A 12762-nucleotide genomic window follows, 5' to 3' on the forward strand; every position below is an offset into this window, starting at 1 on the left:
TTTTTCGCGGCGACTCTCCCTGAGCCCTTTAGCTAGACCACCTAATGAAGCTGCGAGGTCCCTCATGCCGAAACTCAAACGCCCGATTATCTCTCTCGAAGGTTTTTTTGATGGATTACTGCCATTCCTGAACAATTTCCTGAGCACGTCGATCCTCATGGCCATGGGATTATTGGCGTTAATCCAGGCCCCTCAATACCTCTTCACCGTCCCCGCAGCCATAACTTTCACTCTCGCCCTTATCGGAATGCTTGTAAATAGCTACAGATTTGTAAAGCAGACTATACCGAACCCGGTGCCTGAAACCTTAAAACCGCACTTCGAGGCAAGGCCGGCGAAAACACCGGGCTGGCTCATAAATTTCTGCCAGGATCTCAGGAAAAACCCAAAATACATAATAACAGGGATGGTAACACTGGTAGTCACTGAAATCTTAGTTCTAGCGAGTTTTGTAAATATGGCAATCAACTTGAAAGCGGCACTATAAGGACATTGTCATAGCGCCGGTCGCAACCTATCAGTTAGCACTGCTGACTGCCTGAATCAACTGGTCCGCGGGTACGTAGCCCTCGCCCATCTCGCCATCGGGCAGCACTATAGTGGGCGTCCCCTTGACCCCAAAGCGCTGCCCCAGCTGCAAACCATCATCGACGGCAGTCTGGCAACGCTGTGTGGGCTGGTCCGTCAACGTCGCGCCCTGGAAGACGCGATAGTTGGCGGAGACACTGGCTACCCAACGGATTCAGAACATGAAAGCTACCTACGTGCGTTATCAGCCCACGCTACTTCCCCGTTTGACGAGCAGTGGAGAATGTTCAATGGATGCGATAGGGTTTTCCGTGAATCCATATCGGCGCTAGATCTCCGTGACGACCATCACCCATGCCTTCTGTTTAGAGCTTGATCGTATCGTCACTGTTGACGAGGCGCGATTCGAATTCCTCTCCTTGAGTGCGGCAAAGCGTAATCGGTTCAACTACCTCTGCACGAACCTAGACTGTCGTCAGGCAGGTGTACGGGTATTTGGCGTGAATGATCACCGCCCACTGGAAGACACCGAGGTTTACAAGGATCCTCACTTTCGTAAGTCTCGGGACACCCATGCCCCCGGCTGCCCATGGGAGACCGAGGCAATCACTCCCATCCAGGGGGACGATGAGCCGGAAGAAGAGTTCCTCCAAAGGGCTGCCAAGGCCAAGATAAGCGACTTCATTGAAAGGTTTACGCCACCCAGCGCTAAGGGAGCCAAGGATCAAGCAGGTAACGGTGATGGCAAGGATGTGTCATCTGTGACATCCCAGCCACCTAATTCCCGAAATCCAGGCGAACGGCACAACGAGCCAGGAATGCGCTCAACAACGGTATTGGATCGACTCGTCACCTCGTACCGACAGGCTCTGAAGCGGCTGTCTTCCGAGGAGCTTCGTTCACTACAACTTCAGGTTGTCGGTGTCGGTCGCATGCGCCTAGTGGACTATTTCAAGGCTATCCGTTACTGCTCGCTTGAGACCGACCAGAGAGTCATTTTCGGGGGAGCGAGATTTATCCATCGCTTTGGAAAAGGCGTTAAATTCGAATTTTACGACAAACTCAAGCATTACAAGGAGGGGGTGGAAATTGGACGTTACCCAGTCACGTTGTACATTTCCCCAAGCCTTGTGGAGGCAGCCCGACATCGTAACTATTTCGAAGAGATCCTGAAAGAACCCGAAAAGCGCCGCTATTTTACCATCTATGCGCTGGGCCATTTGACCTTTAGCGATAAGCACGAGTCTTTCTCTTTGGTCGTGGACGACCTCAAGAGTCTTTCTCTACTGAGAGGCCCCGACAAAGAACCATAGCTGAGCGGTATATTCAGTTCATGTGCAATTAGAGAGGAAAGGTAGTAGGCATCAACGGCATCGACAGTCTCAATGAACGGGTCGCTATGAATGGACTCAGGGAGCCTTAGACGGCCGGTGATCGCAATCGTCAATCCAAGCTCTTGATTTGCTGCGATCAGGTCGAGAGCCACATACTGCTCACTGGCACGATAGGTCCACAGGTGCCCAATATGGAAAGGCCCCTCGTTATCCATGATCTCGCGCTGACTAGCCAACCAGGTATCCAGAGACGACGAGCTTTGAACAGCCCCACTCGAGCAAGCATGGATTGAGGGATGGTCAGGCCGCTCAGGGTGCCTCAGCTCAACGGGAATCGAATACTCAGGCCATTCTCTACCGAGGGCATCCCAGTCCCCTTCAAGCCATAGCCGCAAAAATGTAGCTGGTTCATCGTCGCCGGACGCAAACCGCATGGCGTCTGTGAAGATCTCTCGCTGTCGCATCACATTCATGGCTGGGCTCCCCTGACTACCTGAATCAACTGCTCCGCTGGCACGTAGCCTTCCCCGATCTCACCATCGGGCAACACGATCGTGGGCGTACCCTTCACCCCAAAGCGCTGCCCCAGCTGAAAACCATCATCGACGGCAGTCTGGCAACGCTGGGTGGGCTGGTCCGTCAGCGCCTCGCCTTGGAAAGCGCGGTCCATGGCCTCGGTGGGTGATTCCGCGCAGAGGACCTGAGCCAGCTGACGAGCGGCTGGTGACTGACTGCCGGCGCGCGGGAACGGCACGTAGCGAACGGCGACCCCGGCCGCCGTCAGCTGATCGATCTCTTGATGCAGCTTCTCGCAGTAGGGGCACGTCGTGTCAGTGAAGACGGTTATCTGCCCTACCTCCTCGCCCTGGGCCGGGAAGCTCACGGTGCTCTCCGGCGGCAATGCCTTCAGCTGTGCCAGACGATCCTGACGGCTGTGCTGCTCAGTGACGTCGGTGAGGCCATCGGGCGCGTTATCGTAGAGCGTGCCGACGATCATCCGCCGACCCTGGGCATCGCTGTAGAAGATCTCGCCACTACGCAGCCGGACCTCATAGAGCGGCCCCTGGATCTCTACGGCACGAACCGAGTCGGGGGTGACCGAGTTGCCGTTGATCACCAGCGCCCTCAGCGCGGAGGGGATCTGCGTCCCCGCAGCCCCGGTACTGGCGAGCAAAGGCATGGGCGCCAAAAGCGCTAGCAACGGCAGGCTGGCCAGCATCGCTTTCATCTCAGGGCCTCCAGGCTCTTGACCGCAGACTCGCCACCATAGGTGGCCACCGTCCAGCAGTCCCCCAGCGTCACCGCGGGTAGCGCCAGGGATTCATGGATCGTGACCAGCCGCCAACCGCCCCGCAGCACCTCCACCACATGCGCGCGCCGAGTCGGGGAGATTCCACGCTGTGTGAGCCGCGAGAAGCGGTTCCGGCCGATCTCAGGGGTGGAGTGGGTGTCAGCGGCATACCCGCTCTGCTGCCACCAGTTACCGATGTCCATCGACCAGGTACGGCCCGGCCCCGCATCGAAAGTGAGGTCGAACTGATGGGTGACCTCGATGCGCCCCGGCGCCATGCCGGCCGCTTCGACGGTCCAGCGAAAAACCACGTCACCGCCCTTCAGCCCTTCGGGCAGCTCGACGAAGTGCCCCAGGCGGCACTCATCGGAGCCGCCGACGAAGTAGAGTGGGTTCGGGTACGGCTGGACGATACGCCAACCGCTTTCGGGAACGATCGGCACCTCGCGCCAGCTCGCCGTGACGGACAGCGTGATGTTTTGAGCCAGAACCTGATCGAACGGGTCGATCTGCAGCACGGGCAGCAGATGAAGTGTGCACCGGCGAGCATCCAGCGCCACGACGTTGTTGGTTGTCATTCAGATGATCCTTCAAGCTGAAGCGGTGAGGTGCCCAGGCATGTCTTCAGGCGATCGCGAATCGCCTCGGGGTCATAGCGCCCCTGTACGGGAAATCGCAGCAGCGGCACGCCCGCGGAGGCGAAGGCGTCATCCACGAAGCGATCGCGCCGGCGGCGATCACGGCGCAGGTGGCTACGATCATCCAGCTCTATCGCCGCGAGAATCCGCCCACCCAGAGGCTCGCACAGCACGATGTCGACGTGTTTGGAACTGATCAGGCGGAAGTACCGCCACCAGCGTTGATCGCGCGGGTGACGCTTACGAAGGCGAACCTGAAGGACGTCGGCGATGCGGACCTTGCAGGCGATCATCGCGTCCGAGCCCACGGCGCGGGTCACGGCACGGAGGAAGACTTGCTCAGCCGCGCTGTTGAGCTGCGGCTGTGCAGCGTAAGGCAGCGAGCGCCGTCCGCCGGCGAAGCGTTCAAGAAGGTCGACCAAGCGGAAGCGACCATGCGATGCATTGAGCAATAGCTGCTGCAGCTGGTTCCGATAGTCGTTGGAGACGATGATGTCGAGAGTGGAAAAAGCGGTACGAGAAATGATCCGGTCAAGATCGACCAGCTCTGTCGCCCCCACCAGGGGCGGGCTGTGACAGTTCGTAGTAAGAAGAGAGGGTTGGCTGAGTGTCCAGGTCTATGAGGAGAACCCGGAGACCCGCGTCAGCCAGAAGGCCACCGAGGTTGGCTGTCGTGGTGGTCTTGCCGACACCGCCTTTAGAACAAACCGTTGCTGAAACGCGCATAACTGCACCTCATCCGACGGAATGTGGGATGAATGCAGAGGTGGCGCTACTTAGCGGAAATCTTCTTGCCTATCGATGGCTCCCCGAACAGGACTCGAACCTGTGACCCAATGATTAACAGTCATTTGCTCTACCAACTGAGCTATCGGGGATCGATATGTTACCGGCAATGTGGGGCGATGATGGCTCCCCGAACAGGACTCGAACCTGTGACCCAATGATTAACAGTCATTTGCTCTACCAACTGAGCTATCGGGGATCGGATTCATCGCGTGCTGGCTGTTGGCTCCCCGAACAGGACTCGAACCTGTGACCCAATGATTAACAGTCATTTGCTCTACCAACTGAGCTATCGGGGAACATCTGTCAGCACGCGGCGTAGTATACGGACTGGATTCGAGGCGTCAAGGGTGAATCGCACAGCGGGTGAGAATTCCTGGCGCTGAATTTCTCAACGCAATCAATGTGCTGGGCACGCGACCGAAGAGAGCGCCCACCTCGACACGCCCCGCCGAGAGGCCTCTCGCCCTGCCCCGGCTGCCTGCGCCGCGCCCGCCACAGGCAAGACGTGGCGCGAGCGGCAACCTCCGCTCGTCGCGTTGACACCCCTGCCCATCCGGCTTAGCGTCTATTCATTATAATCAATAGCACTCCCCGACCGGCCGCACGGTACCGACATGCAGCCCGGCGGAGAGCGACGACAACAACAAAATCTCTCAGGAGGTGCCCATGACGGCACGCGATACCTCGACCCGCAAGCCCTGGTACCAGCGCATTCCGCACCCAGCCATTCTGATCTTCTGCCTGCTCTGCGTGGTCTGGCTGCTGACGCAGATCATCCCTGCCGGCACCTACGAGCGCCATGAGGTCAATGGGCGCAGCGCGGTGATCCCCGGCACCTTTCATCTAATCGACCAGCCAGCGCCCTCGGTGCTGCAGATCTTTCACGCCATCCCGCTGGGCATGATCGCCGCGGCCAGCGTCATCGTGATCGTGTTCATCGGTGGCGGGCTGTTTCGGGTGATGGAGGCGACCGGCGCGCTGGAGAATCTGGTCGGCACCCTGGTCCGGCGCCTGGGTCGCGAGCGCCCCAGCGCCCTGGTGTGGCTGATGACCTTCGTCTTCGGCGCACTCGGCGTGGCCGTGGGCTATGAGAACAACATTGCGCTGATCCCCCTGGCGGTGCTGCTCGGCCTGGCCATGGGCGGCGATCGTCTGGTCGGCACAGCCATCGCCCTCGGCGGCGTGGGGATCGGCTTCGCCACTTCGCCGATCAACGTCTACACCGTCGGCGTCTCGGACCAGATCGCACAGCTGCCACTGTTCTCCGGCGCCGGGCTGCGCACCGTGCTCTGTGTGGGCGCGCTGGCACTGCTGGCGCATCACACCAGCCGCTATCTGAAACGCGTGCGGGCGGATGCCGAAACTTCGCTGCTTGACCGCGACGATCGCTCAGGCAGCCTGGACAAACCGGTCGAGAGCTACCGCCTGCGTGCTGCCGATATCCGCGTCCTCGCCACCTTCGTCGTCGGCCTGGCGATCATGCTCTACGGCGTCTTTGCCCATGGCTGGTACATCAACGAGATCTCCGGCGTGTTCGTGGCCATGGCGCTGGCCATCGGCGCCATGGCCAAGCTCTCCCCTTCACGCATCAACCAGTACTTCTTCGAGGGGGCGGCCTCGGTGACCAGTGGCGCGCTGCTGGTGGGCTTGGCCCGCGCACTGCAGGTGATGATCGAGCAAGGCCATATCGGCGACACCATCGTCCATGGCCTGGCCGAGCCACTGGCCAGCCTGCCGGTGCTGGTCTCGACCCTGGCGATGACTCTGGTGCACTCGGTGATCAACGTCTTCATCCCCTCCGGCAGCGGCCAGGCCATGGCTACCATGCCGATCATGATCCCGCTCTCCGACCTCATCGGCATGACCCGCCAGACCGCGATCCTGGCCTTTCAGGTCGGCGACGGGCTGACCAACATGGTAGTACCCACCTCCGGCGGCACCCTGGCGATGCTGGCGATCGCCCGTGTGCCCTACGACCGCTGGGTACGCTTCTTTTTCCCGCTGCTGATCCAGGTATTCCTGCTCAGCTGGCTGGTGCTCGCCTTCGCGGTGGCGATCGGCTGGGGGCCGGCGTGAGCCGAAAACGGTCGGACCAGATCGCCGAGGGGCTGCGCCAGCGCATTCTCTCCGGCGAGCTGCCGCCTGGCGCCCGGCTGGAGAGCGAGGCCGCCTTGAGCGCGCGCCTGGCCACCAGCAAATGGACCCTGCGCGAAGCGCTGAAGTCGCTCGAGACCCAGGGCCTGATCCGGATCCGCAGCGGTCCCGGTGGCGGTGCCAGTATCACCGAGGTGAGTGCATCCACCGCCAACGAGCTTTTGTGGAACTTCTGCTTCAGCCGCGACCTGTCGGTGGCGGACATCTACGCCCTGCGCAAACTGCTGGAGCCGATGCTCGCCCGCGAAGTCACCCCGCTGCTCGACGCGCCCACCCTGGCTCGTCTGAGCGCCACCGCCGGGCGCTGCTGCAGCCAGCGCCAGGCGGGGCGCGGTGTCGCCGAACGCGAGGACGAGCTCGATTTTCACAACCTGCTCGCCGCGGTCTCGCCCAACCCGCTGCTGCGGTTTCTGATCGAGTTCCTCAACGGCCTGTTGCTGAAGGTGGTGGCAGCCCAGCACCACGACCCGGCGCTGGCGGGGGTCGATATCAACTACCACGGCCACGACTATCATCTGGAACTGATCGACGCTTTTCACGCCCGCGACGCCGAGCGCGCCGAGGCCGTGATGTATGCCCACATGCAGGCCGCCGAGCGCTACATGGGCGAACTGACTGCGCTCAGCCAGCGCGCCGGCGGCCACCAGAACGAAGAGACGAGAGACCCATGACTACACCTTCCGAGCGCACCAACCACACCCCCCGTACCCACTACACCGCGACCGAGATGCTCGCCGAGCTGGTCGCCTTCGATACCGTCTCACGCCACTCCAACCTGGCGCTGATCGAGTTCATCGAGCGTTATCTCACCGCCCACGGCGTAGAGAGCTGGCGCGTGGAGAACGACGACGGCAGCAAGTCCAACCTGCTCGCGCGTATCGGCCCGGCGGTCGAGGGCGGCGTGGTGCTCTCCGGGCATACCGACGTGGTGCCGGTGGATGGCCAGCCGTGGAGCACTGACCCATTCACCCTGACTGCCCGTGACGGCAAGCTCTACGCCCGCGGCAGTTGCGACATGAAGGGGTTCATCGCCTGCGCCCTGGCAGCGGTGCCACAGTGGACGGCAACAGAGCTGTCCAAGCCGGTATGGTTGGCATTCTCCTACGACGAGGAGATCGGCTGCCTCGGCGCACCGCGCATGATCGAGCGCCTGGTGGCGGACTTCCCGCGACCGGCAGTGGTGATAGTCGGCGAGCCGACGCTGATGCAGCCGGTGACGCAGCAGAAAGGCATCACCTCGCTAAAGACCGTGGTGCACGGTGTGGAGTCCCACTCCAGCCAGGTCGATCAGGGCATCTCGGCGATCCATGTCGCGGCCCGCCTGGTCACGCGGATCGAAGAGATCATGGCCGAGATGGTCAGCGAGGGAGAGACCAACGCCGACTTCAACGTCGCCCACTCGAGCCTCCACGTCGGCCGTATCCAGGGCGGCACCGCGATCAACATCATGGCCCGGGAGTGCAGCTTCGAGTGGGAGATCCGCCACCTGCCCGAGCAGGGCTTCGATGCCGTGTTCTCGCGCTTCGACGCCTTCAGCCAAAGCCTGGAGCAGGAGCTGAAGGCCCGCGACGCACGCTTCGCCATCGAGACCACACCGCTGACGCACACTGTGCCCGGCCTCGCCGGCAGCGACAACCGCGATGCCATCGCCCTCTGCCAGCGCCTGCTGGGCGAGCGGGAGACGCAAGCGGTGGCCTACGCCACCGAAGCGGGCCAGTTCCAGAACGCCGGGCTCGAGGCGATCATCTGCGGCCCGGGCAGCATTACCCAGGCGCACCAGCCGGACGAGTTCATCAGTGAAGAGCAACTCGCCCAGGGTGAGGCGTTCATGCAGCGGCTGGGGGAGTGCTTGCAGGCGTGAAGCGTGAGCCGCCGGCGTGCCGACATCGGCCCGCGAGGCGGCCCTGGGCCATCGCTTCCCGTCGAGATCAGGCGCACGGGAAGCGAAAACCCACGACGGCCAGTCGGCGGAAACAAGACAACCGCGGTTCTCACGGCAGCGTTACGGCATTAGCGGCGCAGCAGCGTCAGACTGTGATGACCGGAGATCAGGGATCAACGGACTGAAGTGACCGACGGACTGAAGTGACCGACGAGCGGACACTGGACAGGCGAGCGGACACGATCGAGACATCGTGACCCAAACATCGTGACCCAAAACGACCACGATACGTACAGAGGGGGAAAAATCGAATACCGCGAGAGGGAGTTGGTGGCTACGCCCTGATTCGAACAGGGGACCCCATCATTATGAGTGATGTGCTCTAACCAGCTGAGCTACGTAGCCATCCGGGGTGGTTGCCGTAAGGCAACGGTGGCGCACTATACCGGTGTCGAACCGAGACCGCAAGCCCTTGATCGCAAACCCTTGCCCGGGTGGCAACCGTTCCCGAACCGCAGCGGTCCGGGAACGGTGTCATCAGCCGCGCGGGCTCAGAGTCCCAGCGACTGCTTGACCGCCGGCAGGCCCGGTTGGCCGTCCACCGTGGTGACACCTTCGAGCCATGCCGTCAGAGTGTCCGGATGCGCCTTGAGCCAGGCTCGGGCCGCGTCTTTCTCGTTCTTGCCATCGTCCATGATCGCGCCCATCACCTGGTTCTCCATCGCCAGGGTGAAGCTCAGGTTGTTCAGCAGCTGACCGACGTTGGTGCACTCGTCAGAGTAGCCGGCGCGGGTATTGGTGTAGACCGTGGCCCCGCCGTAGTCAGGCCCGAAGTAGTCATCGGCCCCCGACAGATAGCCCATATCGAAGTTGGTGTTCATCGGGTGCGGCTCCCAGCCGAGGAACACCATCCACTCCTTGCTCCGGGTGCGCGCCTTCAGCTCGGCGAGCATGCCGGCCTCGCTGGAGTCCACCAGCTGCCAGTCGCCCAGGCCGTAGGCATCGTCATCGATCATCTTCTGGATGATCATGTTGCCGTCGTTGCCGGCCTCGATGCCGAACAGCTTGTGACCGAACTGATCAGCGTGGGCATCCAGATCCTTGACCGAGGTAACCCCGGCATCGAGCACGTACTGCGGTACCGCCAGGGTGTACTTGGCCCCCTCCAGATTGGCCCGCGGCCGCTCGACCTCGCCGCGCTCGATGTAGGGGTCACTGATCGACGCCATCGACGGCATCCAGTTGCCCAGGAAGACATCGAAATCGCCGTTCTTCATGCCGGCATAGGCGACCGGGACGGAGACGGTGTCGGAATACGGCTCATAGCCCAGCCCCTCCAGCACCACGCTGGTGAGCGCGGTGGTGGCCTGGATGTCGGTCCAGCCGACCTCGGCGAAGTGCACGCTCTGGCAGCTTTCCGGCACCGCCGCCTGGGAAGCGGCGCTGAGGCTCAGGCTGGCACCGGCAAGGGCCAGCAGTAGCGACTGTCGTTTCATGCAAGATCTCCCTGATACGAAAATGCCGCCCGGCCAGACGCGGAATCCCCATCGCGCGCTGCGGCCACGACCCAGCACTGGCCTGCGGCCAAGCCATGCCCCGCTGCTGCCGGACGACTTTTCTGCTGTTGTATGTCTACTGTCGATGATCGCCGGCATTGATAACCCGCAATTATCGAATGATGCCATTTTCATTCCAAACTGCAATAGCGTACTTTTTGTTGATTGACCGTTCAATAAAAAAATCGCATAATGCCGCTATCCTGATGTCGAAAGCACGCCTTGGCGCCATCTTCGAGTATCCGCCGTTTCAGACTGCAGTAGGAGAGCCCTATGCCGAAAGTCGGTATGCAGCCCATTCGTCGCCGGCAGTTGATCGAAGCGACGCTCGAGGCGATCGACGAGGTCGGCCTGGCGGATGCCACGATTGCCCGTATCGCCAGGCACGCCGGCGTCTCCACCGGCATCATCAGTCACTATTTCGACGGCAAGGATGGGCTGCTGGAAGCCAGCATGCGCCACATTCTCGGCGATCTCGGCAGCGCCGTGAGCGAGCGTCGCCGCGCGCTGGGCGAGGCGCCGGCCCAGGCCCATCTGCACGCGATCATCGATGGCAACTTCGATCGCAGTCAGACCAGCCGCTCGGTGATGAAGACCTGGCTGGCGTTCTGGGCCAGCAGCATGCACCACACCAATCTGCAGCGGCTGCAGCGGGTCAACGACCGCCGTCTATATTCAAATCTGAGCAGCCAATTCCGCCGTGTGCTGCCCAAGCGCCAGGCGCGCGATGCGGCCCGCGGGCTGGCGGCACTGATCGACGGGCTGTGGTTGCGTGGCGCGCTGGCCCAGGAGGGGCTCGACGTGGAGCGCGCCCGGCAGCTGGCCTATGACTACGTGCGTGAGCAGCTCGACACACCACAGCGCCGCACAACCGACTACGCCTGAGCCAGGCCGTCGATACCCGATTTCGATTTCACACCAGACATTCGCACCAGACATTCGCCTGCGAAGGGAGACCACCATGGCACGACTCGAGACGCAGACACTCTACATCGACGGGCGTCGCACGCCGGCCAGCGGCGAGACCACCTTCGACGCCGTCAACCCGGCCACCGGCGAGGTGATCGCCAGCGTCCAGCAGGCCAGCGCCGCGGACGTCGACAAGGCCGTCGCCAGCGCCGCCAGCGCCCAGCGTGAATGGGCCGCCATGAACGGCATGGAGCGCTCGCGCATCCTGCTCAAGGCGGTGGCTCTGCTGCGCGAACGCAACGATGAGCTGGCCGAGCTGGAGACCCTCAACACCGGCAAACCGATCAGCGAGACCGCCAGCGTCGATGTGGTCACCGGCGCCGATGCGCTGGAGTACTTCGCCGGCCTGGCCCCCGCTATCGAAGGCAACCAGATCCCCCTGCGCGAGGACTCCTTCGTCTACACCCGGCGCGAGCCGCTGGGCGTGATCGGTGCCATCGGCGCCTGGAACTATCCGATCCAGATCGCCTGCTGGAAAGCCGCGCCGGCGCTGGCCGCCGGTAACGCGGTGGTGTTCAAGCCGAGCGAGGTGACACCGCTGACCGCGATGAAACTGGCCGAGATCTTCACCGAAGCCGGCCTGCCCGATGGCCTGTTCAACGTCGTGCACGGCGACGGCAGCGTCGGCGCGATGCTGACCGAGCACACCGGCATCGCCAAGATCAGCTTCACCGGCGAAGTCGGCACCGGCAAGAAGGTGATGTCGGCCGCCGCCGGTTCGACGCTCAAGGACGTCACCATGGAGCTGGGTGGCAAGTCGCCGCTGATCGTGTTCGAAGATGCCGATCTCGACCGCGCCGCCGACGGCGCCATGATGGCCAACTTCTACTCCAGCGGTCAGGTCTGTACCAACGGCACCCGGGTGTTCGTGCAGCGTTCGGTAAAGGAGGCCTTCGAGGCCAAGATCGTCGAGCGCGTCGAGCGCATCAAGGCCGGCGATCCGCTCGACCCGCAGACCAATTTCGGCCCGCTGGTGAGCTTCGAGCACCTGGAGAAGGTGGTCAGCTATCTCGATATCGCCAAGCAGGACGGCGCCCGGCTGCTGATCGGCGGTTCGCGCCTGAGCGATGGCGACTTCGCCCAGGGTGCCTGGGTGGCGCCCACGGTCTACACCGACTGCGGCGACGAGATGCGCATCGTGCGCGAGGAGATCTTCGGCCCGCTGATGTCGATCCTGGCCTTCGATGACGAGGAAGAGGTGATCCGCCGCGCCAACGATACCGAGTACGGCCTGGCCGCCGGCCTCTTCACCGAGGGGCTCAACCGCGCTCACCGGGTGATCCATCGCCTCGAGGCGGGCATCTGCTGGGTCAACACCTGGGGCGACTCCCCGGCAGAGATGCCGGTGGGCGGCTACAAGCAGTCCGGCATCGGCCGTGAGAACGGCGTCGAGACGCTGGCGCACTATACTCAAACGAAGTCGGTGCAGATCGAGATGGGGCCCTTCGCCTCCGTGTTCTGAGCACGACGTTCCCAGTACAACGTTCCCAGTACAACGTTGTGGACAACACGGGACGACGTCCAGGCGACGATCCAGGCGATGAAAAGGCGGGCCATCAAGGCCCGCCCTCTCCCCCCACCTGCCCCCGCGGCTTCTCTCATCCCTTCGCTGACTCAAGGA

At 62.3% G+C, this 12762-nt stretch carries 13 protein-coding genes, 4 tRNA genes and 1 pseudogene; 8 read left to right on the forward strand and 10 right to left on the reverse strand.

The window, feature by feature from the left end; genetic code table 11:
• The first annotated feature begins 64 nt into the window (after nucleotides 1-64).
• A complete protein-coding gene (locus DOM67_RS03270) occupies nucleotides 65-487 on the forward strand; it encodes a hypothetical protein (protein ID WP_110674245.1) in 423 nt (140 codons plus the stop codon).
• 30 nt (nucleotides 488-517) lie between these two features.
• Here the strand turns inward: DOM67_RS03270 and DOM67_RS20060 are convergent, their stop codons facing one another.
• On the reverse strand, nucleotides 518-688 hold the full coding sequence (locus DOM67_RS20060; protein ID WP_280951032.1) for a thioredoxin fold domain-containing protein: 171 nt from the start codon (nucleotides 686-688) through the stop codon (nucleotides 518-520).
• A gap of 178 nt (nucleotides 689-866) precedes the next feature.
• Between DOM67_RS20060 and DOM67_RS19740 the strand changes: the two genes are divergently transcribed.
• Nucleotides 867-1841 (forward strand): hypothetical protein, encoded by a 975-nt coding sequence (locus DOM67_RS19740; protein ID WP_157958781.1) that lies wholly within the window; start codon nucleotides 867-869, stop codon nucleotides 1839-1841.
• A gap of 490 nt (nucleotides 1842-2331) precedes the next feature.
• Here DOM67_RS19740 and DOM67_RS03290 read toward each other — a convergent pair whose 3' ends face one another.
• From DOM67_RS03290 to DOM67_RS03315, 7 genes and pseudogenes are all read right to left on the reverse strand, one after another.
• Entirely contained in the window at nucleotides 2332-3090 is a 759-nt protein-coding gene (locus tag DOM67_RS03290) for a DsbC family protein (RefSeq protein ID WP_110674249.1), read from the reverse strand.
• Nucleotides 3087-3731: a hypothetical protein gene (locus tag DOM67_RS03295; protein ID WP_110674250.1), complete on the reverse strand. Its 645-nt coding sequence runs from the start codon at nucleotides 3729-3731 to the stop codon at nucleotides 3087-3089. Before DOM67_RS03295 ends, DOM67_RS03290 begins: the two co-directional genes overlap by 4 nt.
• Nucleotides 3728-4213: a DUF2726 domain-containing protein gene (locus tag DOM67_RS19955; protein ID WP_280951038.1), complete on the reverse strand. Its 486-nt coding sequence runs from the start codon at nucleotides 4211-4213 to the stop codon at nucleotides 3728-3730. Before DOM67_RS19955 ends, DOM67_RS03295 begins: the two co-directional genes overlap by 4 nt.
• Nucleotides 4199-4517: pseudogene (locus tag DOM67_RS20200) on the reverse strand (ParA family protein); the annotation flags it as partial. The pseudogene DOM67_RS20200 and the gene DOM67_RS19955, both read right to left, overlap by 15 nt.
• 76 nt (nucleotides 4518-4593) lie before the next feature.
• Nucleotides 4594-4669: transfer RNA gene (locus DOM67_RS03305), tRNA-Asn, on the reverse strand.
• Nucleotides 4670-4700: 31 nt separating this feature from the next.
• Nucleotides 4701-4776: transfer RNA gene (locus DOM67_RS03310), tRNA-Asn, on the reverse strand.
• Nucleotides 4777-4800: 24 nt separating this feature from the next.
• Nucleotides 4801-4876: transfer RNA gene (locus DOM67_RS03315), tRNA-Asn, on the reverse strand.
• A gap of 370 nt (nucleotides 4877-5246) precedes the next feature.
• Between DOM67_RS03315 and DOM67_RS03320 the strand changes: the two genes are divergently transcribed.
• The 3 genes from DOM67_RS03320 to argE are packed head-to-tail and all read left to right on the forward strand — an operon-like array spanning nucleotide 5247 to nucleotide 8595.
• Nucleotides 5247-6656, forward strand: coding sequence for an AbgT family transporter (locus DOM67_RS03320; RefSeq protein ID WP_110674251.1), 1410 nt, complete (start codon nucleotides 5247-5249; stop codon nucleotides 6654-6656).
• Complete coding sequence (locus DOM67_RS03325; protein WP_110674252.1) at nucleotides 6653-7405, forward strand: FCD domain-containing protein; 753 nt, start codon at nucleotides 6653-6655, stop codon at nucleotides 7403-7405. Before DOM67_RS03320 ends, DOM67_RS03325 begins: the two co-directional genes overlap by 4 nt.
• A complete protein-coding gene (argE, locus tag DOM67_RS03330) occupies nucleotides 7402-8595 on the forward strand; it encodes an acetylornithine deacetylase (protein ID WP_110674253.1) in 1194 nt (397 codons plus the stop codon). Before DOM67_RS03325 ends, argE begins: the two co-directional genes overlap by 4 nt.
• Before the next feature lie 349 nt (nucleotides 8596-8944).
• Here the strand turns inward: argE and DOM67_RS03335 are convergent.
• Nucleotides 8945-9021: transfer RNA gene (locus DOM67_RS03335), tRNA-Met, on the reverse strand.
• A gap of 146 nt (nucleotides 9022-9167) precedes the next feature.
• Nucleotides 9168-10112, reverse strand: a complete 945-nt coding sequence (locus DOM67_RS03340; RefSeq protein WP_110674254.1) for a choline ABC transporter substrate-binding protein — start codon at nucleotides 10110-10112, stop codon at nucleotides 9168-9170.
• Here DOM67_RS03340 and DOM67_RS19745 point away from each other — a divergent pair.
• From DOM67_RS19745 to betB, 3 genes are all read left to right on the forward strand, one after another.
• A complete protein-coding gene (locus DOM67_RS19745; RefSeq protein WP_157958782.1) occupies nucleotides 10111-10341 on the forward strand; it encodes a hypothetical protein in 231 nt (76 codons plus the stop codon). The two genes, DOM67_RS03340 and DOM67_RS19745, sit on opposite strands and share 2 nt — an antisense overlap.
• 104 nt (nucleotides 10342-10445) lie before the next feature.
• Nucleotides 10446-11057 (forward strand): transcriptional regulator BetI, encoded by a 612-nt coding sequence (betI, locus tag DOM67_RS03345; RefSeq protein ID WP_110674255.1) that lies wholly within the window; start codon nucleotides 10446-10448, stop codon nucleotides 11055-11057.
• Between the two features lie 76 nt (nucleotides 11058-11133).
• Complete coding sequence (gene betB, locus DOM67_RS03350) at nucleotides 11134-12603, forward strand: betaine-aldehyde dehydrogenase (RefSeq protein WP_110674256.1); 1470 nt, start codon at nucleotides 11134-11136, stop codon at nucleotides 12601-12603.
• The last annotated feature ends 159 nt before the right edge of the window (nucleotides 12604-12762 follow it).

The organism is Salinicola sp. RZ23 (assembly GCF_003206675.1).
Classification (GTDB): Bacteria; Pseudomonadota; Gammaproteobacteria; order Pseudomonadales; family Halomonadaceae; genus Salinicola; species Salinicola endophyticus.

What these genes read in the sequence shown, in the direction of transcription:
- DOM67_RS03270 (WP_110674245.1), top strand. Translation starts at nt 65, where the DNA reads ATGCCGAAACTCAAACGCCCGATTATCTCTCTCGAAGGTTTTTTTGAT.
- DOM67_RS03290 (WP_110674249.1), bottom strand. Translation starts at nt 3,090, where the DNA reads ATGAAAGCGATGCTGGCCAGCCTGCCGTTGCTAGCGCTTTTGGCGCCC.
- DOM67_RS03295 (WP_110674250.1), bottom strand. Translation starts at nt 3,731, where the DNA reads ATGACAACCAACAACGTCGTGGCGCTGGATGCTCGCCGGTGCACACTT.
- DOM67_RS03320 (WP_110674251.1), top strand. Translation starts at nt 5,247, where the DNA reads ATGACGGCACGCGATACCTCGACCCGCAAGCCCTGGTACCAGCGCATT.
- argE (WP_110674253.1), top strand. Translation starts at nt 7,402, where the DNA reads ATGACTACACCTTCCGAGCGCACCAACCACACCCCCCGTACCCACTAC.
- DOM67_RS19745 (WP_157958782.1), top strand. Translation starts at nt 10,111, where the DNA reads ATGCAAGATCTCCCTGATACGAAAATGCCGCCCGGCCAGACGCGGAAT.
- DOM67_RS03340 (WP_110674254.1), bottom strand. Translation starts at nt 10,112, where the DNA reads ATGAAACGACAGTCGCTACTGCTGGCCCTTGCCGGTGCCAGCCTGAGC.
- betI (WP_110674255.1), top strand. Translation starts at nt 10,446, where the DNA reads ATGCCGAAAGTCGGTATGCAGCCCATTCGTCGCCGGCAGTTGATCGAA.
- betB (WP_110674256.1), top strand. Translation starts at nt 11,134, where the DNA reads ATGGCACGACTCGAGACGCAGACACTCTACATCGACGGGCGTCGCACG.